The organism is Silicimonas algicola, assembly GCF_003148765.1.
GTDB classification, from domain to species: domain Bacteria; phylum Pseudomonadota; class Alphaproteobacteria; order Rhodobacterales; family Rhodobacteraceae; genus Silicimonas; species Silicimonas algicola.
On sequence record NZ_QGGV01000005.1, the window covers coordinates 282193 to 305148 of the forward strand.

The 22956-nt window shown below is 60.4% G+C and carries 26 protein-coding genes and 1 pseudogene; 11 read left to right on the forward strand and 16 right to left on the reverse strand.

Annotated features, from left to right (window positions below):
- Positions 1-9: 9 nt before the first annotated feature.
- A complete protein-coding gene (locus C8D95_RS13215) occupies positions 10-1437 on the reverse strand; it encodes a S8 family serine peptidase (RefSeq protein WP_249033319.1) in 1428 nt (475 codons plus the stop codon).
- An 81-nt stretch (positions 1438-1518) separates the two neighbouring features.
- On the opposite strand from C8D95_RS13215, the gene C8D95_RS13220 reads away from it, so the two are divergent.
- The 5 genes from C8D95_RS13220 (at position 1519) to C8D95_RS13235 (ending at position 5697) form a co-directional block, all read left to right on the forward strand.
- A complete protein-coding gene (locus tag C8D95_RS13220; protein ID WP_109759649.1) occupies positions 1519-2010 on the forward strand; it encodes an RNA polymerase sigma factor in 492 nt (163 codons plus the stop codon).
- Positions 2011-2050: 40 nt separating this feature from the next.
- Positions 2051-2800, forward strand: a complete 750-nt coding sequence (locus tag C8D95_RS13225; protein ID WP_109759650.1) for an anti-sigma factor — start codon at positions 2051-2053, stop codon at positions 2798-2800.
- Positions 2801-3665: 865 nt separating this feature from the next.
- A complete protein-coding gene (locus C8D95_RS22540; RefSeq protein ID WP_241239715.1) occupies positions 3666-3863 on the forward strand; it encodes a hypothetical protein in 198 nt (65 codons plus the stop codon).
- A gap of 50 nt (positions 3864-3913) precedes the next feature.
- A complete protein-coding gene (locus C8D95_RS13230) occupies positions 3914-4972 on the forward strand; it encodes an SLC13 family permease (protein WP_241239915.1) in 1059 nt (352 codons plus the stop codon).
- Positions 4900-5697 (forward strand): universal stress protein, encoded by a 798-nt coding sequence (locus C8D95_RS13235; RefSeq protein ID WP_109759651.1) that lies wholly within the window; start codon positions 4900-4902, stop codon positions 5695-5697. Before C8D95_RS13230 ends, C8D95_RS13235 begins: the two co-directional genes overlap by 73 nt.
- A 32-nt stretch (positions 5698-5729) precedes the next feature.
- Here C8D95_RS13235 and C8D95_RS21735 read toward each other — a convergent pair whose 3' ends face one another.
- From C8D95_RS21735 to C8D95_RS13275, 9 genes are all read right to left on the reverse strand, one after another.
- Positions 5730-6008 carry a hypothetical protein gene (locus tag C8D95_RS21735; protein ID WP_126918606.1) on the reverse strand — a complete coding sequence of 93 codons (279 nt, stop codon included), beginning with the start codon at positions 6006-6008 and terminating at the stop codon, positions 5730-5732.
- Positions 6005-6247 (reverse strand): hypothetical protein, encoded by a 243-nt coding sequence (locus C8D95_RS13240; RefSeq protein WP_146203000.1) that lies wholly within the window; start codon positions 6245-6247, stop codon positions 6005-6007. Before C8D95_RS13240 ends, C8D95_RS21735 begins: the two co-directional genes overlap by 4 nt.
- Positions 6248-6826: 579 nt before the next feature.
- Positions 6827-7270 (reverse strand): nucleoside diphosphate kinase regulator, encoded by a 444-nt coding sequence (rnk, locus tag C8D95_RS13245; protein WP_109759653.1) that lies wholly within the window; start codon positions 7268-7270, stop codon positions 6827-6829.
- An 81-nt stretch (positions 7271-7351) separates the two neighbouring features.
- Positions 7352-7819: a hypothetical protein gene (locus C8D95_RS13250; RefSeq protein WP_109759654.1), complete on the reverse strand. Its 468-nt coding sequence runs from the start codon at positions 7817-7819 to the stop codon at positions 7352-7354.
- 308 nt (positions 7820-8127) lie between these two features.
- Complete coding sequence (locus C8D95_RS13255; protein ID WP_109759655.1) at positions 8128-8610, reverse strand: Dps family protein; 483 nt, start codon at positions 8608-8610, stop codon at positions 8128-8130.
- A gap of 101 nt (positions 8611-8711) precedes the next feature.
- Positions 8712-8993 (reverse strand): hypothetical protein, encoded by a 282-nt coding sequence (locus tag C8D95_RS13260; protein WP_109759656.1) that lies wholly within the window; start codon positions 8991-8993, stop codon positions 8712-8714.
- 85 nt (positions 8994-9078) lie between these two features.
- The gene (locus C8D95_RS13265) at positions 9079-9387 is read right to left on the reverse strand and encodes a DUF1127 domain-containing protein (RefSeq protein WP_109759657.1); all 309 of its coding nucleotides are present in this window, start codon (positions 9385-9387) and stop codon (positions 9079-9081) included.
- Between the two features lie 622 nt (positions 9388-10009).
- Positions 10010-10642: a trimeric intracellular cation channel family protein gene (locus tag C8D95_RS13270; RefSeq protein ID WP_109759658.1), complete on the reverse strand. Its 633-nt coding sequence runs from the start codon at positions 10640-10642 to the stop codon at positions 10010-10012.
- A 249-nt stretch (positions 10643-10891) separates the two neighbouring features.
- Positions 10892-11200 (reverse strand): response regulator, encoded by a 309-nt coding sequence (locus C8D95_RS13275; protein ID WP_346243137.1) that lies wholly within the window; start codon positions 11198-11200, stop codon positions 10892-10894.
- 439 nt (positions 11201-11639) lie between these two features.
- Between C8D95_RS13275 and C8D95_RS13280 the strand changes: the two genes are divergently transcribed.
- Positions 11640-12146, forward strand: coding sequence for a hypothetical protein (locus C8D95_RS13280; protein ID WP_126918605.1), 507 nt, complete (start codon positions 11640-11642; stop codon positions 12144-12146).
- Positions 12089-12628: a sensor histidine kinase gene (locus C8D95_RS13285; RefSeq protein WP_241239914.1), complete on the forward strand. Its 540-nt coding sequence runs from the start codon at positions 12089-12091 to the stop codon at positions 12626-12628. Before C8D95_RS13280 ends, C8D95_RS13285 begins: the two co-directional genes overlap by 58 nt.
- A 233-nt stretch (positions 12629-12861) precedes the next feature.
- Here C8D95_RS13285 and mscL read toward each other — a convergent pair whose 3' ends face one another.
- Entirely contained in the window at positions 12862-13290 is a 429-nt protein-coding gene (gene mscL, locus C8D95_RS13290; protein ID WP_109759662.1) for a large conductance mechanosensitive channel protein MscL, read from the reverse strand.
- A gap of 382 nt (positions 13291-13672) precedes the next feature.
- Between mscL and C8D95_RS13295 the strand changes: the two genes are divergently transcribed.
- On the forward strand, positions 13673-14218 hold the full coding sequence (locus tag C8D95_RS13295; protein ID WP_109759663.1) for a peptidoglycan-binding domain-containing protein: 546 nt from the start codon (positions 13673-13675) through the stop codon (positions 14216-14218).
- Between the two features lie 259 nt (positions 14219-14477).
- Here the strand turns inward: C8D95_RS13295 and C8D95_RS13300 are convergent, their stop codons facing one another.
- The 3 genes from C8D95_RS13300 to C8D95_RS13310 all read right to left on the reverse strand — a co-directional run bounded on the left by C8D95_RS13300 (position 14478) and on the right by C8D95_RS13310 (position 16191).
- Positions 14478-14981, reverse strand: a complete 504-nt coding sequence (locus C8D95_RS13300) for a hypothetical protein (protein ID WP_109759664.1) — start codon at positions 14979-14981, stop codon at positions 14478-14480.
- A 28-nt stretch (positions 14982-15009) separates the two neighbouring features.
- On the reverse strand, positions 15010-15213 hold the full coding sequence (locus C8D95_RS13305; protein WP_109759665.1) for a dodecin family protein: 204 nt from the start codon (positions 15211-15213) through the stop codon (positions 15010-15012).
- Between the two features lie 627 nt (positions 15214-15840).
- Positions 15841-16191, reverse strand: a complete 351-nt coding sequence (locus C8D95_RS13310) for an OB-fold nucleic acid binding domain-containing protein (protein WP_109759666.1) — start codon at positions 16189-16191, stop codon at positions 15841-15843.
- Positions 16192-16611: 420 nt separating this feature from the next.
- Here C8D95_RS13310 and C8D95_RS13315 point away from each other — a divergent pair, with 420 nt between their 5' ends.
- The 3 genes and pseudogenes from C8D95_RS13315 to C8D95_RS13325 all read left to right on the forward strand — a co-directional run.
- Positions 16612-16965 carry a hypothetical protein gene (locus C8D95_RS13315; protein ID WP_109759667.1) on the forward strand — a complete coding sequence of 118 codons (354 nt, stop codon included), beginning with the start codon at positions 16612-16614 and terminating at the stop codon, positions 16963-16965.
- 76 nt (positions 16966-17041) lie between these two features.
- The gene (locus C8D95_RS13320; protein ID WP_109759668.1) at positions 17042-17599 is read left to right on the forward strand and encodes a hypothetical protein; all 558 of its coding nucleotides are present in this window, start codon (positions 17042-17044) and stop codon (positions 17597-17599) included.
- Positions 17600-17768: 169 nt separating this feature from the next.
- Positions 17769-18862: pseudogene (locus C8D95_RS13325) on the forward strand (site-specific DNA-methyltransferase); the annotation flags it as partial.
- 795 nt (positions 18863-19657) lie between these two features.
- Here C8D95_RS13325 and C8D95_RS21740 read toward each other — a convergent pair.
- Entirely contained in the window at positions 19658-20887 is a 1230-nt protein-coding gene (locus C8D95_RS21740; protein WP_126918603.1) for a PAS domain-containing protein, read from the reverse strand.
- Between the two features lie 1537 nt (positions 20888-22424).
- Positions 22425-22796: an H-NS histone family protein gene (locus C8D95_RS13350; RefSeq protein WP_241239714.1), complete on the reverse strand. Its 372-nt coding sequence runs from the start codon at positions 22794-22796 to the stop codon at positions 22425-22427.
- Between the last annotated feature and the right edge of the window lie 160 nt (positions 22797-22956).

A 22956-nucleotide genomic window follows, 5' to 3' on the forward strand; every position in this document is an offset into this window, starting at 1 on the left:
GTCTCCAGATCAGGTTCTGCCAAGGCAGGAAGCATCGAGGTTGAGGAGACCCGCACCGAAGACCCGATCGGGCCCACTGTCACCGAGGTCGAGGGCGCGTACGCGCAGGGTCTCAGCGATCTGCGTCGCGCTAAGTTCTGGCTGTTCCTCTCTCAGGATCGCCGCGGCGGCCGAAACAAACGGCACGGCAAACGAGGTTCCGGTCTTGTGTCGCGCCCCGCTGATAGAGGCGGCGGTCCAGACGTTTACGCCGGGGGCGGCGATGTCGACGTGTTCGCCCTGGATAGCGCGACGATAAACCCGCCTTTCACGGTCGACTGCGGTCACCGCGAGCACCTTTTCGTAAGCCGCGGGGTAGGCTGGGTTCGCCCTAGGGCCATCGTTGCCAACGGCAGAGACGATGACGATATCCCGCTCGACGACAAGCCGCTCCACAATCTCCGCCAGCACCGCGTTCTCCGGACCGGCGAGACTGAGGTTGAGAATCTCGACGCCCCGGTCCGCCAGGAAGTCCAAAGCTTCGACCAACGTGAAGATGTCCGCACGCTCGTCCGACCCTCGCCGGTGGAAAGCGTCGACGGCGACCAAGCGTGCAGCAGGGACGAGGCCAGGCGAACGCGTTCCAGGATCGCCGACCAGCAGCGCCGCGACCGCTGTGCCGTGGACGGCACGAGAGGGATCGAAATCCTGCGGCGACAGCCGATGCACGTCGAGTTGCGCCCCAGCAAACGTTTCGTGGCCTTCGTTGATGCCGGTATCGATCATCCCGATTGTGACGCCGCGACCGCAGCCCGATCGCCGGTCGGGAAGTACGGGCCAGCCGATAGACAGCCGCGCCGGGCACTCGGCCCCGCTGCAGGTCTGGGAGAAGCCCTGTTCCGAGCGATAGAAATGGTTGAAATCTGCGTCCTCGCCCGTTGGCAGGGCGCGAACCGCCGCACGTGCTTCACTCAGCGACAGCCCTGCGGGGATACGAAGACGGCGGGAGACGCCGGGCCAAGCCGCAAGCTGCAGTTCCTCGATGACGGCAAAGCCCTGGGCTGTGAGGACCCCCAGGTCCTCGTCGCTCAGGGCTAGGGCGACGACTTCTCCTGGTGCCGAAATCTGAAGAGGTGCTGACGCGAGGGGAGCAGGAGCCATCTGGCGACGCTGTCCGGGATTGAAGAGATTACGAAGCGCATTTCCGCTGCCGCCAGACGGCCGTCTCACACCAGAGTCGTCGTCATCGTCATCGCGGCCCGACCAACTGTCGTCGTAGTCGTCGTCATCGTCATCATCGTCGTCATCGTCATCGCCGTCATCATCGTCGTCTTGCGCGAAAGTCGGAAATGCCGTTCCCAGTGTCACGACGAACGCTAGCGGCAGAACTTGCGCCGCCGAGACCACCAGCGCGATCCAGAGGGCAAGAAAGCGATTTTTCATCCGGTTCTTCTCCAACTCGCCCAGGGTCTTCCAAGTATACGTGTCGCAACGGAAGATATTCCGTGTCAGTCTCGCGGCAATTCGGATCGGAGAACAATGACGAACAGCTTCGAACGCGATCTCATTGCCGCTCTCCCGGCTCTCAGACGCTATGCGCTGTCACTGTGCCGGAAATCCGACATTGCCGACGACCTTGTTCAGACCTGCGTGGAACGCGCGCTGGCGGCGAGGGTCCGCTATGATCCCGGAGAGCGCCTTGATCCATGGCTGTTCCGTATCCTCCGAAACGCCTGGCTTGACATGACCCGCCGCATGGTGACGAGAGGCACCGAGATCGACGTCACGGAAACGCCGGAGGCCGCCATCCAGGATGGAGCTCGCGTGACCGAAGCCGTTCTGTTCCTGCACGAGACCGAACGGGCGATGGCGGCGCTTCCGGACGACCAGAGAGAAGTCTTGCACCTCGTCTGTTTCGAGGAGCTTTCCTATGCCGAGACGGCGGAGGTTCTGGGCATACCCAAGGGTACCGTGATGAGCCGTCTAGCAAGAGCGCGGATCGCGCTCGCGGAGAGGCTGGGAATAAATTGAAGACAGGAACGTTGTCCTACGGGGGCCAAGGAGCGACGCCATGACCGGCACCGACATCGACGACGAGATGCTGATGGCCTACGCCGACGGCGAGCTTGATGAGCACGATGCCGCAAGGGTCGAAGCGGTGCTTAGCGACGATCCGAGCATTGTCACGCGGCTCGCTGTCTTCTCGCGGACGCGCGAGGCGTTGGTGTCCGCAGCCGCTGTCCGACGTGCGGATCCACTGCCCGGGCAAGTTCTTTCCCGCGCCCAGGTCGCGATCGAGACGGCGGCAGATTTGGAGAGCGATGCCAAGGTTGTGCCCTTGGCCCGCCCGGATCGTCGGCTTCGCTTCTTGCCGATGTCGCTGGCTGCCAGCCTTGCGGTTGTAGGCTTTCTTGGCGGATACGTCCTGTCCCCCTATGCGCGGGTAGAGCCGCAAGACCCTCGCTTCGCGATCCTGGGCACCACGGGCCTGTCCGAAGAATTGGACCGGCTTCCGGCGGGGGGGCGGGCTGCCATCGAAGGTGGAGAGGTGGCCATCATAGCCTCCTTCCGCGATGCAACCGGTGCGCTTTGTCGCGAGTTCGAGGTGGACTCCCCGGATGCGACGACCGTCGTCTCTGTCGCTTGTCGCTCCCAAGCAGGCTGGGATCCGAAGCTCGCCGTGGTCGCCCCGGCCGATGATGGAACCCAGTACGCGCCGGCCTCGTCGCTTGAGACTCTGGACGCCTATCTGGCTGCCATCGGCGCCAGCGCACCCTTGCCCATCGAAGAAGAAGCGGCGGCACTCGACGACCTCCTGTGACTGAAGCGGCGAAATCGTCTTGAGCCGCTCGGCTGTTTGCGTTGGGTCACGAAGAGAAATTGCGCCGCAGAAGGAGTTAACGGCAACTTACGGGACAGATCGGGAGCCGAGAGGTTTCGCTGCAGTTCGCTTTGGACCGCGCCGCAACACATGGAATCTGAGCCAGAGATGTCAAATTTGCCCTGAACGATTGGTGGGTGGCACAAAGCTCCTCTTTCGCAGGATTGCTCAGCCAGCAGCAAAGAGCACGACGCAACAGCCATATGAATCAAGGGCACCAAGCGACAAACCTTTACATCCGGCCGTGCCGAGCGGCCTCTTTCTTCTTCGCGGGTAGTACGGCTGGCATGGCCACACCGCGCGCCTGCAGCATCACGTGCGCCAAATTCTCACCGTCGCCACAGATGATCTGCTTACGCAGCGCCAACAGCCCATTGTTTATGGTCCTATCGTGCACTACCATTTCCCCGAGGCAATTGAGCGGATTCCAACCCAACAGCCCCGCGTCACTTCATCATCCCGGCGCGGGGCTGTTGTGAGTCTGGCGTTCTTAGGCACGTCTTCGTGCGCGTTATACATAGGGCCGCGCCGTAACAGTATATGACGCTCGGAATGCCCGCACCCCGTATCCGCGGTCCCGGTCGTACGCTCAAATTCAATCGCAACGCTGCGCAACGAAGGTCTTAAGGTGGCACTGCGTGCTTCGCTGGAGCTGACCCCTTATCGGGCATGGTCTCTAACTCCCGTCGCTTTCGAGATGCGCGCGCATGACGCTCGAGAGTTTTCGCCTGGAGTTCAGGACACAACTGACAATCGGCATAAAAGAACAAGAGACCACCGATCTGGAAGCCAATATAGAGAACCCATGACAACCGAACTAATGCTGATCTTCGTTGTTCTCGGAGCCGTCTTTGTACTGCTGATTTGGGGGCGCATACGGTATGATCTTGTTGCCTTCTCGGCCCTGATCGTCGCCACCGCCATCGGGCTCGTGCCTACCGATGAGATGTTTTCGGGGTTCGGGCATTCCGCCGTCGCGATCATCGCACTTGTCCTCATCTGAGCCGTGGTCTGTCCGCTTCCGGTGCCGTTGAACTTATCGCGGCGCGCCTGATCGATCCCAAGCGACCTCTTCCCCTCCACGTCGCGGTCTTGGCAACGCTTGCGGCCGGATTGTCAGCGATCATCAACAACGTCGCTGCGCTGGCCCTCTTGATGCCACTCGATGTCGAGGCCGCGGAGAAGGCAAAACGAGCGGCTGGCCAAAGCTTGATGCCATTATCCTTCGCGACCATTCTAGGAGGCATGATCACTCTGATCGGCACACCGCCGAACATCGTGATCTCAGAGTATCGTCAGGACGCCCTTGGCGCTCCGTTCGACATGTTTGATTTCGCGCCGGTGGGACTGACCGTCGCCATTGCTGGTATCGCTTTCGTATCCCTTGTCGGCTGGCGGCTCTTGCCGACGCGCACGCAGTTGGCAGGACATCAGGTCGACCTGAATAAGGGGCGCTACGTCGCTGAGCTCCGCATAGGCGATGAGGCCGCCGACGGCGACCTGATGGTGCAGGACCTCTACCCGCAGGCGGAAAATGCGGGCATCAATATTCTCGGCCTCATCCGCAGAGGTCGTCGGCGCCCGGGGCTGGCTCGCAGAGAGGTGTTGCTTCCAGGTGACTTCTTGGTGGTCGAAGGCGAGCCGAAGTCAATCGAGAGCTTCATGGGGCAGGTCAGACTCGATTTTGCGGGATCCGAGAAACATGAGGGCGGGGTCACATCGACGGGACTTGCGCTGGTTGAGGCCATCGTGCCCGACGGCGCGAGGATTCAAAACCGGACGGCCCGCGCCCTGGGCCTTCTGCAACGTCATTCGGTCACGCTGCTTGGCGTCGCACGCAGCGGCAAGAGGTTTCGTGACCGCGTCCGATTGCTGCCGATCCGCAGCGGCGACGTCCTGCTCCTTCTGGGCGACCCTGAACGCGTCGCGGCGGCTACAGAATGGTTGGGCGTCCTGCCGATCGAAGGTCGCAGTACCGAAGTCATTCAGCGAGGAAAGGCAGGGATTTCTGTCGCGATCGGGCTCTACGGCGCGCGACCTTGCTTGCCCGCCAGTTCGAAGCCGCCATCCGGCTCGTCCATGTCGTCGACGACGATCAGCCGCGCCGGCTAGTGGACGCAGGGCGGGACGTGGCCTCGAGGCTTCTGCGCCAGATGGCGTCGACGCTCCGAGATGTTGACGGCGTGGCGTGCGAGACGCGCATAATCCTCGCGTCCCCCTTCGTGGGCATCGTTCAGGCGGTGGCCGACACAGTACCCGACCTTCTTGTCCTCGGGTCGCATCGACGGCAGGTGCTCAGGGACGTGTTTGTCGGAACCACTGCGGAGCGGACGATCCGGTCGGTTGATTGCCCCGTCCTGATGGTGAACGCCACACCGGCCGGGCACTACCGGCATGTGCTGCAGACGACCGATTTATCCGATCCTTCTCGCGACGGCTTGCAAAGGTTTAGGGCCCTCGGCGTAGGCGAGGGAGCCCGCAATTCATTGCTGTACCTGTTCGACGCGCCGGCGCTTCGACTAGCCATGGTGCATACGATGCCTCAGGACGACCAAAAAAAGTATCTCATGGACGAATTGACCGATGCCGCACGTGAACTCGCAGCTTTTTCTGCTTTGGCTGGTTTGCACGATGTTCGTCATCTTGCGCGTTACGAGGCAACGGCGGCGCAACACGAGATTCTGAAAGTAGCCGAAGAAGAACACGCTGACTTGATCGTGTTGTCCACGAACGGCAGGGGCGGGATCGCAAAGGTACTGATTGGCAGCGTCACCGAGCGGGTACTCCGGAACTCATATGTGGACGTCCTCGCCGTCCCGTTGCGGCGACAGAGGTAAAGGGCACGATCTGGACCGCAGTGGAGAACCGTTCAATCTTCGAGGGAAAGCCAGATCCGTCGCGCGATCTTGCGGGGCCCGCGTAGTGCTTCGCGAACGGTCATGAGCCGTTGTTCGATAGGCTGAGAAGCGTTCGGTTTCCCGGACTCGTGGGCCTCAAAGAGCACCTTACGCTTGCCGTCCGCCTCCACAAGAGACCATGTCTCTCGGCGTGATTTGCTGCCTTCATCAATCAACCGATCATGCAACCTCCTGATACGCGTTAGCGATCGGGGAACGTCGTCGCCCTTGTGGCGGCCGTCGCCGGTCATGTCCCAAGCATCGGATTGCCGAAGACCGCTGCGAGGAGATTGGCAACTTGGACCCCGATAAGAAGCATGAAGGCCGCCTCCACGAAAGCCATTGCCCAGATCCTCCTTATAAACATGCCGTCATAGTAGGCCCAGACGAGCGCCACTATGTAGGAAACGCCGTTAAGCTTAAGGTTGGCTTCTGCATCCTCACCGATAAGTAGATAGAGCGCCGTCCCAAGCAGAATGCCGCGCCACACCAACGCGCCGGTGGCAGGTAGCGTACCTGCGTCAATCCCAGTTCTTTGCAGTCGCTCCACGAGCCCGCCCCAAAAGTCTCGTCTTGTTCATGCCTCTTTCTTACCAGATTACATCGATTGACACCACGCCAACGGTGTACTGCGCGGACGAAGGACGTGACCTTCTACTCGGCGACGAAAGCGGGGAGGAAGGCGGCGTTGCCGGAAGTTGGCGCGGATTGGCGATCGCCCTGAACGCACCCGCAAACACGGTATGAGGACACGGCGGCGCCACGGGCACCGCGACGAGATACAAGGGCAGACGTGAGGGGTGATGATCGAGCGAGGCTGCTGCCAGGACACCCGAGCTTCTACCCGGAAATCAAAGTTCGATGATCTGATCGAGACCTGCAAGCGGACTTCATCAGGGCCAGCGGTCAGATGTACCCGCATAAAGGCGGGAGAAATGACCGCAACCTGCTTCGCTCCCCATGCTCACGAGACCCTAGCAACAACGGAACCGTCTTCAAATGACAGTACCCACCGAACGGCTCTTTCCGAGGAGATCGTGTCAGTCGGCAGGGCTTCTGAAATAAGAGATCATTGGACCTTCTGCCCTTCAGCGGCATCGTGGGGATCTACACGAAGCACGGTCAGCACCCGACGCTTACCATCCCTGATCTCCCAGTGAAGCGAGGCACCCTCGGCCAGGCCGATCAGGGCGACCCCGATCGGCGTCAGGATCGAAATCCGGCCGCGCGCGATGTCTGCGTCCTCGGGAAAAACCAGGGTGACCGTCTTCTCCTGACCGGTAGTTTCGTCGCGGTAAGTGACCGCGCGGCCGATTGCCACTACGTAAGGCGGAAGTTTCGCCATTGGAACGATACGGGCACGGACGATCTCGTCGAGCAGCCTGTCGGCGAGGTCTGGGTTTCGCCGGATCGCGCCCTCGGCAAGTGCCTCGAGCCTATCCAGGCAGTTGGCGCCGATGATGATCCTGGGTCGCCGGGCGGTATCGCGTGAGGCGGAGCGTGGTAAGGTCATTGAGTTCTCCTTTCCGGCACCGTTGGCGCGGAATGTGATGTGGGTATGCAGACTACTGAGACCGCCGGTGGCGGATGACGGTCAGCCAGCGTCTTGATCTGACGGCGGGCTCACATCGAGCACGACGAGCACGTCTATACTCCCGTCGTCTCGCAGCAGTGGCACCTTCTGTAGCTTCCGCATCCCGATCAGGGTTGCCCCCAGCAGGGATGCAACGAGAACGTGTCCTGGCAGCGGCACCGGACGCATGGTGAGCACGCCCGAGCGCGATCCCTCGCCGCTGATCATGTAGGTGACCTGGCGTCCAGCCACGACCATCTCGGGCGGGGCCGGTTCCCTTGCGCCGCGCGATATCCGCAGCTTGTGGTGCAGGAGCCCGTTCAGAAGGGGTGGATTTGGCGCATTCCTGGTCTTCAGATGACGCAGCAGGCGCTCGATACCGACGCGGTCGTCAACCGTGAGGTAGAACCCGGTCTCGATAGCAGATGGTTCGAATAGTGATCGAAAGTCACTGCCTGAAGGCAGGTGAGTGATCCTGGTGACGGTCATGATGTATCTCCCGGGGCGACGAAGCCCTCGTTCTCAATTCAAGAATGTGAGAAAGCCCCGGGTGGTGGAAGGCGCACTTATGCGCGGACCACCCGGGGACGCGGGCGGTTCAGAAGCAGAAACCGGAAAAGATTCTCATGCTTGACCATCAGAAGAACGTAAACACTAAGCGTAATTTGTCAATCCCAAAGACTCGAACCTGACATCAATTACATGAGACTTCCAAAACGCCATTCACTTGCACGCGTCGCAAGAAAAAACAGACCGAATTCGTGGCATTCTCCTTATCCGTGATCGGTGCCTTGAGTTCATTTAGCCGTGGCGCCCAGCATCCAGGCGGCCCTCTCGTGGAAGGCTCCCCGCGCTGCCGCGAGATCTGCGGTCACGGGGTCGCCCGCGCACTCGGCGGTCTCGACGAGCGCGCGTAGACGCGCTGCCAGCCGATTGTGACTGAACACAAGACTTTCGACCATTTCGATTGCCGTTACTTCAGTATGTTGCGAACCGACCATTTGTCCGAAAAGTGCTGCCGAACCGATGTGCGCGGGATGGTCCAGTGTCCTTATTCGCTCAGCCATCGCATCCACTGCCGCAAACATATCTGTTACGTGGACTTCGGTCATTCGGCGAACCGAGTAAAATAGCGACCCTGTTACGTTCCAGCGACAAAGCTGAGACTCGAGAACGAGTTGATATGTCTCGACAAGGGCTTCTGCCAGCTTTCGTGCCACAGCTGCTGTATTGTAAACGTTTGGCAGCTCTTTTTCACCCAACTCATGATCAATTCGCATTTGTTTCTCCAGTCATCTACGAACCAGATCTGCAAAGAGACCTGGCCTCTATTTTTAGCCGTGATGCTCTTGGAATGCGGAAAGCTTGCCGCATTCGCGAATTAACGTGCTATTGGATGCGCGGCGGTGACTCCGAACATACCGCCAATGACGCCGTAGGCGATGAAGCTCATCGTGAGCGCGGTTATGGCGGGGTGAGACAGATAGAGCGGTCTCGAACAGTTCGTGGCGGGTCGGCAGGAGGGCTCCACCGGGGCGGCGCGACCACCATCATCTTCCCACCGGGCCAAGGCCTTGGCGCTCGGCTCCACAACCCAGACTTTGTCCTCTGGCTGGAACATTAGCGGAAACAGATCTTCGAAATCTGCTTTGCAGATCATCATTTCTACACTCCATTCGTTCGAACAGCGTTTCCACGCGATGGGAGCGCCCGCTGCTATGCAGTGGCGCTCGCATTGTCCGTGAATGCTAAGTTGCGGGACGGACGCAACGCGTCTCGACGCGCTCCACTTCCGAAGAGACCGGGCGCATGCCCAGCTCGCGATTGGTGAAACCGTCAACGACGCGCGCGATATCGCCTCGCTCTATCCCGATGTCCCGCAGCAGATGGTCGTCCATTCTTTGCAGCGTCGCGAACATCTTGCGGCGCTTCCAGTTGCGGATGGCTGTCCGGAACCAGAGACGTATGGCGCCGGGCCTGCAGACCCCGTCGCGCTGACCGGAGGTGCGAGATCGGGGCAGTGGAGGAGTGTGAGGTTTGAAGATGTAGGTGTGCATGACGTGCTCCGTGACAAGGAGTTACAACCGAGACGCTCGCGCAACGACCGACGGTCCGGCCGCACAGGCGCAAACCGGCCACTTTGGCACGTTCGTCATTCCGACTGATCTGTATGAGATCGAGAAATACCCCGTGGCGCGGACAGGCAAGCGGCCCAGTCCGGCCCGGGGCTACCGGCGGTTCAGTGTGTTTCCTGCGTAAAGCAGGAACCTCGTATGAAGACTGAACTTGGTCATGACTTGCATATCGGCCATCCGGTAATGCTTATCAAGGGCGCGACGCGGCCTGCGACGTTCTGGCGCCATTCCACCAGTGCTTGTGTGTGAGGGTCTTGGCCAATTGCCTTGGAGACCGTCCAATGACCTCACCTTCCGTCACCCGATGACGACGCGACCCCTTCAAGCGTCTTCTCAGAAGAACCGTCGGGTTTGATACGTTTTCGGAGGCCGGTTGGTTTTGGCGTCCTCCGAGACATTTCCTCTCGCAGATAACTATCTTACGTCCGTGGGCAAAAAGCAGGGATGTCGAGGGCGTCCTGGCCAAGGCACTCTGGCGGATTTACATCCGCGTGGTGGTCGTACCGGGGGGCGTGGAACAAAGCTGTGTCACGACTAATGGTGTTCAGCCCATATTGTCGGGGTTGCAGCCCGGACGCGATCTGTAAGTCGGCAAGGCCCAGCCTAGTGCCAGCCCGATGCCTCGGATTGCAAGGGCGGCGACGAATCCTGCGACAGCAGAAACGGGTTCTGTCAGACCCACAACGTCAGCTACAACGAAAGCAACGGCTCCGGCGAGGGCAGCTGTTACGTAGATCTCACGCCGGAGAAGGACCGAGGGTTCATTCGCGAGCACATCGCGAAGAATCCCGCCTAGGGTGCCCGTCAGCGTACCCATGACAATGGCGACGACGGGCGAACCCGTTGCGAGAAGACCCTTATAGGCGCCGAAGACGCAGTAGGCGGACAGCGCGACGGCATCCAGCCACAGAAGCCATCGGTAGCGTGACTCCAAGAGATGCGCCGTGAAATAGATCATCGTGGCCGTGATTCCGCAGACCAGAATGTAGATGGGCTCAATGACCCAGAAAACGCTGACGCCAAGGATGAGGTCTCGAACAGTTCCTCCGCCGACACCAGTAACGGCTGCCAGGAACAGGAAACCGATGATATCGAGCTGTTTACGGGACGCGGAAAGGGCGCCTGTGGCGGCGAATAGACCGACGCCAACGAAATCAAGCACCACCATGGCATTCATCGCTGCACTCCTCGGCAAAAGATGGACATGATGGTTGCCGTCACGAACACTCCCGGAACGATACACCCGATGGAGGAATAGCGGAGACAACTACTTCGTTGCGGCCCACTCTCCAGATTGGCATTCGCCTGGGAGGCCGGCACGAAGTCTCAGCCATCATTCTGCAAGTTACCTGTCCAATCGACAAGACGGCCTGTAAGGATTCTGCGATGCAACGCATGTTCGATCACCTCGGCCGCCACCTTGCGCTCAGGCGCCGACCGCCATTTTCAGTGAGGTTGGGCTCACCGGCTTCGAGAGGAGCAAGCTACCCTCCGGCATCTCACTCGCTGTCGGTTCCCTGCCACCGGAAAGGATGAGGATCCGGCAGTTCGGGAGATGATCGCAGATTCTGAACGCAAGCGTCAGCCTATTCACCGGTCCAGGCATGTCCACGTCGGTCACGACCAAGTCAAAGGTCCCGACATCTTCGAGAATGGCAAGGGCCTGGCCACCATCTCCTGCCTCCCACACCTCGAATCCCTCTCTTTCCAGGGTCCAGGCCATGTCCATACGGATGAGAGACTCGTCCTAGAAGGATTTTCACCTGAACCTCCAGCTCGCCGTGCCACCCTATTGGTCCGTCGACGGATGAGGGAAATGCGACGCTTAGAGCTTGAACAGCCCTGATGTCTCGCGGTTCCCAGATGTGCATTGCAGCCCGGATGGTGCGTCTCAGCGAGGCTCCGGTCTCGGCGAGACCTGCACTACCCGGCCTGGCCTCACGCTTCGTCTGAGAAATGCTCCCGCACGGGTTGCTCCACCGTCATTGCAGATCCGACGCTGAACCTTGAGAGGCTGGATGGCTTCACACCTTGCCAAAGTGGTTGTGCTTGTCTGGGGCCCCTGTATTTTTGGGTGCAAGGTATTTTTCAGCTTCGCTTCTTTCTACTCGGTTCGGTTTGCGTCTGCTCTTCTGCAGCCATTGTGGTCTTACCCAACGCCAGGGGTCGTCATCTTGAAGAAGCTGCACCCGGCAGAGAACGTGCTCGGCGTTCATTGGCCGCCTCCGGGATCTTGGCCGGCCTGGCTCCGGGCTGCTGGACTGATTGTTGCGGCGTCGATCCTCAAGCCTCTGCTCGAGTACGCCGGCGGGGAGCCCCTGCCGCCCTACATTACCTTCTATCCGGCAGTCGTCATCGCGGCCTTCGGCGGCGGGCCGATCGTCGGCGTCGTCACGGCACTCGGAACTGTCGTTGCCGCTTGGGTACTTTACGGATCCGTTCCGCAGGCGCTCGTGAATCTCTCGTCCGAGATGATCTACACGGTCACGTCTGTCTTCTTGGCGTGGTCCGTCGGCCGGGCCCGTCTGGCGTTGGAATTAGCAAGTGCGTTGCGTGAGCGGCAGGAGTATACCGGCGGGAGTCGGTCCACAGGATCAAGAACCTCATCGCGGTCGTTCTCGCGCTGGTTCGGAAGGTCTCGCGTGAAGTCGACAGCGTCGACCAGTTCCGGGATTTCATGACCGCTCGTCTTTATGGCGTTGATGTAGCCCAAAAAGTGCTGGTGCAGGGCGACTGGCAGGCAGCTTCACTTAACACTGTCATCGACACCTCCCTCGCACCTTTTCTGAGTAATCCGGGTCTGACTCTTGATCGCGGACCCGATGCGACGATCCCGGCGGAGGCGGTCGGCGGGCTCGCGATGGCGCTCTACGAACTGTGCACGAACTCGATGAAGTATGGGGCGCTCGCTGAAGGCCGTGGCCCCGTCGTCCTGTCGCGGTCCGTTCATGGTCAGACTGTCGTCCTGGAATGGGAGGAGAGCGCTCCCACTGATCCCGACGCAAGCGAGAGCTTCGGTACGCGTCTCATTCGATCTTCGCTTGTGGGGGTGCGGGGGGGGGGGCGCGTCGAGTATAATGTGGCCGCGGGGCGCGTGCATGCCGAGTTTTCCTGGCCGGACGCCTCCCTCGTGGCCGCGTCACCCTCTGAACGAACGGCCTAGACGAAATTCTCCGGATGAACGGCATCTGCAGCACGGCCAACCTACTAAGCGAGATGTAGATCGCCAGGTGCGACCTTCTGGCTCTTGCCAACGAAGGTTCTTCCTCAAGAATAATGACACGGGCCGGGGAAAGGCTGCGATATCCAACCTTCTATCAGCTTCGGTCAGAATACCTTTAGCGGCTTTTTGGAAAGTTGGCCCGCGCTTTCACGCAGGCCATTGTCTCCATTAGTTCAGGCGCGGACGCGGAGCGCATCCCGAATGTCGATGAGAAGATCCTTTTCGGACGGACCTGTATCGACCGCGGGCGCGACATCGTCGTCCTTCGCTGCCGACGCCTTCACCCGGTTCACCATCTTCACCAGCATGAACACCACCCAGGCAATGATCAGGAAGTTGATGATCGCCGTGATGAACGAACCGTAGGCAAACACGGACGCCCCGGCATCGCGGGCCTGCTGCAGGCTCGCATACTCGCCGGCATCGAGCGTGACGAAAAGGTTAGAGAAGTCGACCCCGCCGGTGAAGAGCCCGATAAGCGGGTTGATCAGGTCGTCGACGAGCGACGTCACGATGGCCGTGAAGGCCGCACCGATGATGATGCCGACAGCCATGTCCATGACATTGCCCTTGGCAATGAAGTCCTTGAACTCCTGTATCATGTTCTCCCTCTCCCTGTGTTCCGACATCGTTCTTGTCCGGGCGCTCCAAGTCTCAGGAACCGCTTTCGAACGCCGACAAGACTGCATCCTCATGCCCACTTGCCGCAATACTATTAAAATACGTTAACAGCTCTTTGGCGTCGCTTACGGCAGGGTGGGGTCGCTTCGCGAACAAAAAAGGGGGAGGATCTCACATCTTCCGTTACTACATCGTCAGCGTGCGATGCACTGCTTCCGCAGCATTCGATGTCTTCGGACAATCGAGATGACCGCGTCCCCTGTCCATTTTGTCTCCATCATAGTTGTGCTACCATTCCTTTGCTCCGTGGGGCACGATCGCGTCGCGGGACGCAAGCGAGCACCCAACCTGAAAGGTTTTGCCATGTCGATTCTCAAACGCGGCCTCAAGGGAGCGCCCGTCAAGCGGCTTCAAACGAAACTTGGCATCGAGGCGGATGGAGACTTCGGCCCAGGTACCGAAAGGGCACTTCGGGACTTTCAAGCGTCGCACGACCTTGCCGTGGACGGTATCGCAGGCCCCGATACTTTCTCCGCCCTAGGACTTCCGGAGCTCGTGCTACTTCGCCGGGGGCTGGGTGGCGCTGCGGTGAAGAAGCTTCAGTCTGCCCTTGGCATCCATGCTGATGGGATATTTGGCGCGGGGACGGAGAAGGCGGTGCGGGAGTTTCAGACCAGGAACGGCTTGGAGGCCGACGGGCTCGCCGGGCCGGAGACACTGACAAAGCTTGATGACTTTGATGAAATGACACCGGAGGTCGCGAAGAAGGCAGCGGTTCAGCCGGGTGAGGAAAAATTCGAAGGCGAGCCCCTGCCTGAAATCAAGGGAGGCGACGCGGTGGCCGGCTCTACCATAGAAGTTCCTGAATCGAAGTCGGTCTGGGGCAAGGTAAAGGGCTGGTTTTCCTGAAATTCAGGCATCGGATCGATGACACGCTGGGCGGACATCGTGCTCGACCGGTGGACCGGAAAAGCACCGCGGCTCAGGTGCGCCTGGCCAGTCCTGAACGCTCATCGGGTCCGATCAGGCTTACGTCGGACGCGCTTGAGGCCGGCGCAACCGACAACACCGTTTGGCGCTCCCTTTGTTGCATTTCTTGCCATGGTTGGTCTGCGACGCCCGCAAAGTGAAGGCGGTCCTCGACACGTTCCCGGGACCGTGCATTAGGTCAAGTGACGGGACCGCCGAGAGCCGTCCTAAGCTGGGCGAGAGTTTTGTGCTCGGCCTCAGAGATTCTCGCGCCACCAAATCCGAGGAAGCCGCCCTCGGTACTTGCCTCGGCCGTCTTGGTTGCCGTGTCGATCAGGAACTTCCTGAACCCCGCCGCATGTTCCGGGACTGTGCGCTCGACCAAGGCCATAATCTCGCCGAGCCGCGAGACGGCGGCGTCCGAGGCCTCCGCTGGACGCTTGCCCTTCACCAACGACTTCAGTCCGTCCGTCGCTGCGGACCGACCTTCCGACGTCGTGTAGGCCTCGGCAACCGCGTGAGCCAACGATCCCTCGCCGCCGTCCTTGGCGGCCAATCTTAGCGATCCGGCCATCGCGGCACTCTCCTGCACCGCGCTGATCAGGCCGCCCGGATCGGCGGCCGTGATCGAGAACCCCGCCAACATCGGGGCTTCGAGGACGCGTGACCAGTCGTCACTCGAAAATCTGTCCTTCAAAGTCATTCTGATTCGTCCTGTGATTTTGATCTCGTCAGTCGTCGAGAACGAAGGTCACCATCATGTTGACTTGATACTCGATGACTCCTCCGTCTTCGACGCGGACCTGCTGTTCCTTTACCCAGGCCGAACGAACGCCACGAAGGGTTTCGGATGCTCGTTTGATGCCCACACGAACGGCATCCTCAAATCCCGTCGTCGATGTCGCGGATATCTCGGTTACGCGTGCAACGCTCATTCTCATTCTCCCTTGCTGTCGGAGCGGCCCCGGTCTGCGGAGCTCGCCTATTACCTCCACGCCGACTTTCAGCTGGCGGTTGGGGGGGCGTCGTCAGATCCAAGTAATTTCCTACGGTCCTGGTAGGAATTTCGGCCGCCTTCTCGTAGCGGTGCTCAGATGTAAGCAAGAGACCTAGGGCAGTAAGTCAGAAATACAATGCTCGACATGCAACACGCATGCCCAGCGGCTCATTCTGAAGGGCTCCCGACGTCACGAGGTGCTGAGGGATAATCGTCAGGAGAGAAAAGTCACCGATGAACCTTGTTGAGTGTTGTGCTCCTGTGCTGAAGTTCCGCCTCTGCCCCCAGTCTATATGACCAGAACGATAGATCCCAATAAGGATTCTTGATCTTGATCGAATTCATGCGGATCTTTGACTCTCGTAGAATTGGAGGGAAATCGTTGAGGGTGTCAAAGTCTGCAACGTTCGGCAACTTCGTCCCGCAGGGGAGACGTACATGCCTAACAATATTTCGCCTGTCTGATGTAACGCCTCGCCTCTTGCGTACTTCCGATACCGGCCGCCGGAGTGCCGCGGACAATAACGCGGCAACGAGCAACAGGAGGCGCATCGGGCCTTAGCCCTTAGCGAACATGAATTTGGCTCGGCGAGGTCAGAATGATCTGAGGCTTGCCTTTATACACTTGCACCTCGCCCTCAATCACGATCGTCCGTCCCTCCAGCGCGAAAACGTCTGGGAACTGATCTGCGTGGTCCCGGAAGATCACGCCATAGAAGACGTGATTTGGAAACCTGCCGCCGAAGTTGATGAAGGTTGTGCCGCCGCCGCTGCGCGATACCTGGCTGACTTCGCCCTCGATAGTCGAATGGACGCCAACGTAGTGTCCGGCGTCTTTGGGGCGGACGTTCTCAGCATGGGCTGAAGTGGCAACCATCAAAGCGATGCCTAGCGATACGAGGGCGATACGAAACATGCTGATCTCCTGAAGCTCCAGACTCAGGGTTCGAGTAGCTCATCGATTTGACGAGAGTGAGGCCGAAGCAGGACGATGGAAGCAGCCATGCATTGCCGCACCAGCAAGCAGCGCTGTTCCCCGTGCTCTAGAGGCTGTGCACATTACCAATTCTGCGTCTCGGATGGACAGATGGGACAGAAGGGACACGAGAATTCGTTTGTCCCTCACGCGCGCGCACGAAAGACCTAATGGATTCTTCTGTCTCATCTGTCCCACGTGTCCCCTTTCCTTCATCTGTTCGCCCAAAGCGGCCGCCTCCGCGCCCCTACGACCCTGACGCGGCCATGTCGTCTTCAGACCTGTTTGTCGGCCGGCCAATCCAGGCTCGATTTTGCGCGGATGTTGGGTAGTGTGTCTTCGACGAAGGGAGTTAGACGCATGAGCACCGTTACGAAGGTCGTGATCTTGACCGCCTTCATGGTTAGCAGCGCGCAGTCGGCCTTCACGGACACGACCGGCATGTGCCTCAACATGGCTGGAATGACAGACGAGCGATGCGCCTGCGCGACGGAGGCTCTGGCTGGCGAAGTCGAAGCGGACGCCCTGAACCTCTATGACGCCGTGGGGACGCGTTACCTGGAGAAGCTGTCATCGGGCCAAGCCATGGTGGAGGCATGGGACGGGGCAATTGCAGAGACAGCCTCCGAACGTGGCATGGACCGACGTGCCCTGCTGAAGACAACGAACGACATCGGGAAGGCGCACAGGACCGCGATCCTGGGCTGCGACTGAGCGGCCTCGGAGGATGGGTCGGAATTCACTCGTCGAACACTGGAGACGCCTTCACGGGCCCGTCCATCCGGACGACATGCACGTGCTCGCCAACCTGCCTCACAGCTTCAATGTCGACTACCCGCCTCCTGCCTTCATCGGGGATATCGTCAATGCGCCGGTCGTTCTGCTGGATGCCAATTGTGCATACGACCCCACGTTGACACCGTCTGGGTTTTCCAATCGTGAAGCCTACGTGCGGTTCGTCCAGTTGCTTCACGAGCCCTGTCCCGTCGAGCCCGCGTCCATCGCGCCATATTACGGGAAGCGGAACTACCGCTCGCTCATCGCCTCTGGTCGACTGGCCGTGGTGAATGCGGTGCCGTATCGTTCCCGAGGCATCTCTCGCGAGCCGGAGAACCGGCGCATCGCCGAGCGGCTGCCCTCGACGCAGGTGCATCGAGATTGGCTTCGCAACGAATTGATTCCCGCGGCTGCCAGAGGAGAGCGGCTTGTCGTGGTGCACCGGACCTCGCTCTGGAAGATCTCCAGGCGCGAGGATGACCTGCCGAACGTCGTGTTCACGCCCAACCCTCGTTCGCCGGACCTGAGCCGCTGGGTACTCGAGAGGATGTCTGTCGTCCGGACCTCCTGACGCGCGCATTGTGAGCGGTATCGCCAGACCGCCGCGCCGTAAGCCGCTTTCAACCTTTCGGGCGGCATGTCGTCCCGTGTCGCCACTTGTCATTTAATCTGATATTTTCAATGACTTGAGCCTCGCGATATACTGGCCCGGACAGGCAACCTATTTCCCGGGGCGGGGCATGGCAGGACAGAGACAACTCCACGGCGCGACGGCGGTCGCACAGAGGCCGGTCGAGAGCCTCATCCCTTACGCGCGGAATGCCCGTACCCACTCCGAGGCGCAGGTTGCCCTCATCGCAGGCTCCATCCGCGAGTTCGCTTCAACCGGTGCTCATCGACGGCGCGAGCGGCATCATCGCGGGCCATAGTCGGGTGCTGGCTGCGCGGAAGCTCGGGCTGAGCGAGGTCCCTGTGATCGAGCTCACCAACCTTTCGGAGGCTGAGAAGCGGGGCCTACGTTCTCGCCGACAACCGGCTTGCGGAACAGGCCGGCTGGGACCGGGAGCTCCTGGCGCTCGAATTGGGGGACCTCGGCGACCTCGGCATCGACATAGGCGACCTCGGCTTCGACGGGGCAGAGCTCGACGCGCTCCTGAACCACGGCGCCCCTAACGCGAGGGAGGAAGCAACGCCGGAGGTGCCGGAGGTTCCCGTCTCCCGTCCGGGCGACCTCTGGATGCTGGGGAAGCACAGGCTCATCTGCGGCGATGCCACGGACAGGGCCACGGTCGAGCGTCTCCTCGACGGCGTGCGGCCGCATCTCATGGCCACGGATCCTCCCTTTGGCGTGAACTACGACCCCGACTGGCGCAACCGTGCCGGGGCCTCGGAGACCAGGCGCACGGGGAAGGTCCTGAACGACCACAGGGCCGACTGGCGGGAAGCCTGGGCGCTCTTCCCCGGCGAGGTGGCCTATGTGTGGCACGGCGCGCTGCATGCCGGCACGGTGGCCGACAGCCTCCTCGCCTGCGACTTCGAGATCCGGAGCCAGATCATCTGGGCCAAGGAGCGGCACGTTCTCTCCCGGGGACACTACCACTGGCAGCACGAGACCTGCTGGTACGCCGTGCGTGGCAAAGGCCACTGGAGCGGGGACCGGACGCAGTCGACTCTTTGGTCCATACCCAGCCGGGACCAGGACGCTGCCACCATCCATGGGACGCAGAAGCCGGTGGAGTGCATGCGCCGCCCGATGCTGAACAACTCGTCACCGGGCCAGGCGGTCTACGAGCCCTTCTCCGGGTCGGGAACCTCGATCATCGCCGCGGAGAGCTACCATCCTTGGCGTCATCGCGTTGATCGCAGGCGTCTTCGCCTTTGGAGATCTGTCGTCTGCCTCAGCGCCGGAGGCCACAGCCGTCTTTTTGGTGTTCTTCATCGCAGCAGGCACCGCCTTCATGGCTCACTTTCTGATGGGTCGTGACGGCGAGAAGATCGATGTCGAACCTGACGTCCTGACGCCCTTCGCCCTCAAGGTCGTCTTGAAGCGTATTATGAACGGCATCAGCATAAGATTTCGGAGGTAGAACAGCCGAAGCCGGCGAATTTCCGCACGCTCGACTGCTTCTTTGCTCGGAGGCGAGGTCCGAGAGTTCAGGCCCGGGCGAATTCCACCGCTGTCCGCTCGCCGAGTTGCTTATCTCACCGCTCTGACGGGCTCAGCGGAAGCGTTCACCCACAAGCAAGTTGGGAACAAGGACATACTCTTTTTGAGGGGTCGTGCACCAAGTTGATCCCACGCAGACTCGGTCTACCCTTCGCGACAGTTGTACGATCGTAAATTGTTTTTCGGACGGCCCAATCTCCCCCGGGGCCGGGCCGTCCGGTTCCCAAGGTCCATAAAAAAAGACCTCCGAAGCTTCCTATCGACTGTGCAATCTGAACCTGAAATTCCCCGTTCAGCGAGCGACGGCAGTACCGTGGCTAACGATCCGGTCTGGCTGTAATTGTCGCCACCACACCTTCGGGCCTGAAGTCGAGCGCGACCGAGTCCGGCGGGGGTAGTGCGCCCTGCGACGGGAGTGTGAAGTCGAAGCCGCGCTTTTCCGGCTCCTGAACGGGAGGACCGTCAAGCTCCCGCCACTCCATGCAAAGGAGGTTCTCCTTCACATCCCAGGTTAGAACCACACGCCCATCCGTCGTGGATAGCGCACCGTGCTTCAGTGCGTTCGTCGCCAGTTCGTGAATGACCAGCGCGATGCCGGTGAACGCGGCATCGGTAAGGTCGGTGTCCGGCCATTCGCCTCAAACGGATCGTGACCGTCGCTGCGAAAGGGCGTGAGCGACCGCTCGACAAGATCACATAACCGCAGGCTGTCGCCTCGCTCTCCAAACATGAGCTCTGTCGACATCGTAAGGGCGCGAACGCGGCCCAGGTAGCTGTCGAGCTTCGCATCTCCGCGCCAGGTTTGTCGCGCGAATATTCCTGCCATATTTGCCATGTCTTGAGACGATGACGCAACTCCTGGGTCATCGTGACCAGCCGTCGCTCCGCTCGAGCCTCCTCGGTGGCATCGAAAAGAACACCGATCACCCGCTGCCGGCTCGAGTTCAGCATGGGCGTTTGCGCCAGGGCAGCACGCAAGACGTAGGTGACCTCGCCCCTGCCGGGTACGATGTAGCGGACCCTTGTCTGCAAGCTGGTTTCGCCGCGGGCGCGCGCGGCGGCGCCCTCGGCTTCCAGTCGCTCGCGTTCTCCTGGAGCGTATCGTGAGCGCAGTTCGTCGAGAGAAGGGCTTGCGTCTTCGGGGAAGCCGAGCAGACGGTTCAACTCCGGCGAATGCGCAACCACACCGGCTTCGAGGTCGAGATCCCAGACCGCCATCTCCGCGGCATCAATCGCAAGCCGCAGCCGCTCCTCGCTTGCGGCAAGCGACTGCCGGGTCAGTTCCCGACCAGTGATATCCTGAACGGACCCGGCGTAAAGCACCGCTCTGGCGTTGCTTCCTTCGCCATCGAACTGAGCGATGCCGCGGCCGCGAAGCCAACGCAGTTCGCCGGTGTCGAGACGTCTGACACGATACACATAATGCTCGTTTGCACGGACACCGGGATCCATTGCACGTCGCGCCGCAGACAGGACCACATCGAGATCGTCCGGATGTATCGAGCCATGCACCATCTCCCGGGTCACTGGACCCTCTTGTGGAAAACTGAAGATCGACCGGGCGATGTCCGAGTAGGCGAGGCGGTCGTCACCAACATGCAGTTCCCAGACACCGATACCTGCCGCTCGACAGGCAAGCTCGTACTGGTCAGCATCGTCGAGTGAAACGGGGCGGTCGACTGTCTGTTCCATCGGTTCCAAGCAAGTTAGGAGGAGCGTCACGGGCAGATACGACAAGAGTTCAGCCATTCTGCAAGCGACGATCTTTTGTCCAGTAGCAGCCGTCCGATCTTGAGCCGACTGTGTCGGCGGTCCATCCTTCGCTACGGAGGCGCCTCCAGACCCTCCGACGCTCGGTGGGCTAGCCACTCTCAGTTTCGCGGAGACTGAGGCGCTTGCTGAAAGCTGGAACGGCGTGACGTTCAGGTAAGAATATGGCCAGAAAGATTTAAACTCCGGCATCACCGCTCGATACAGATCGCGGACCAGACTTGGTCAGATGCAGCGGGATATATTGGACGTGCTGTCGAAGTATCCTCGCACAGAAATCCACGAGAACGCTCACATGTTTGTGGGCAACCTCGCACGCTCCTCAGACGTGGTCGAAGCTCTGGGAGGCGAACCGACGCCAGCCAAGCACGCAAGCGTATCGAGGGCGCTCGCGCGTCTGGTGGATCGCGGTCTCGTCACAGCCTACAGAGGCGGTCTGTACGGTGCGGGCAAGGGGTTCCGGTATGCATTGCGTACAAAAGACGACAGCGAGCCCGGCTGAGACCTTGGCCGAGGCACTCGGGTTGGGGCGCAAGACGGAGTTGGAGACAGGCCTTGCGCCCCGGTCCGAACGGGTCAATTCGGAACAGCAGTCTGTCACTGATGGCGCTCCGCGGCGGGAATTAGGCGCAATACTGGCAACAATACGGCTGAGCGGAATACCTCTAAAGCCTTGCTCGCTCAAGTTTTAGTTCTAGTATCTTCTCCGGGACGACACTGCGCTCTCCTGTCCCCCGGGCGATGCCTCGTCACGCAAATTTGGTGGGGCGCCGCCCGGCTCGTGCAAAGGAAGGTATCCATTCCTGAGTGTTGCGGCTGCTACTGCTCCGCGAAACCCTGATCCTTAATGACAGTAACCCGTCATGAGCGGAGGTCATCGGGCGCGATTAATCCGCCTCTCGGCTCAATCTCGCCGGCCGATTTGCACCCGCTGATGAGCGGTCTAGCTAAATCCTCAAGACATCCCTGTCTGGCCGGGCGGCTCGCTTTTAATACATATCAGCCCGCTTTGTGCTGAGCCGCCCGGACGAAATCCCAATCTCCCGCATCGCGTGAGGGCGACTCGGCCGCGTGATTAGGTACGTTCTCGTTAGGCGCGACACCGTCCAGTTCTTGCACCTGGCACGTTCCAGTGACGAAACAAGCTGTTTCCGCGCCGAGCGGTACGACCTAATTGACCAGCGTCTCGGGAAAGTTAGCGTCCGTCTTGGCGGAAGAGTGTTCCGCCTTGTCAGGCGGCTCTGTGGCAAGAGACTCAACGCGGAGCCGCCTGACAGTTACCGTTCATATGATGAGTGGGTGCTTTCTTGCCTATGTCGATGATCGGCGGGGCCGCTGCGCTAAGTCAGCACAGGAGGGTCTTCATCACCCTCATCGCCGGGCGGTGTTGCACGCATTTCGAGCTCCATCGTGGATACCGTCCGGCACCCTCACTTGCGCGGCGTCAAGATGTGCCAAGCTAAAGCGCGAAGTCCTTAAGCCCTTTCCCCGATGCCAGACCTTCGGCGATCCATGCAGGCCGACGTCCGCGTCCCGTCCAGGTCACCGCCGGGTTCTCAGGGTGACGGTACTTTGGTGGCAGCGCGGATTTCGCTTTGGGCGACTTCGACCGTGATCTCTTGGTTAGATCCGAAAGGCTGAAACCATAGTTCCTCGCCGCCTCATTCGCCGCTTTCAACGCATCTGTTCGCCGAGCCTTCTCGGCGTCTGCAATGGCCTGGTCCACATTATCACTTAGCTTCGTGAGTTCCGTCAGCGTCATTTTCTCGAGGTCAGGAGTTTTCGCCATGATGATGTCCTTGTTGTCCCAGCAACGACGATACAGCGCCATTCATGGCTTATCAATTGGAGCTAAGTTCTCGCCGATCGGACGATCTTCAGGTCCTTCTGCGGCTGTGACCCGAGACCCGACTCTCCCCCGGCCATTCGGAGAATCCGCAGGTTGATTTCTGGGGCTACGCGGCGCGCATTTCCAGCCCCTTCATTGCCAT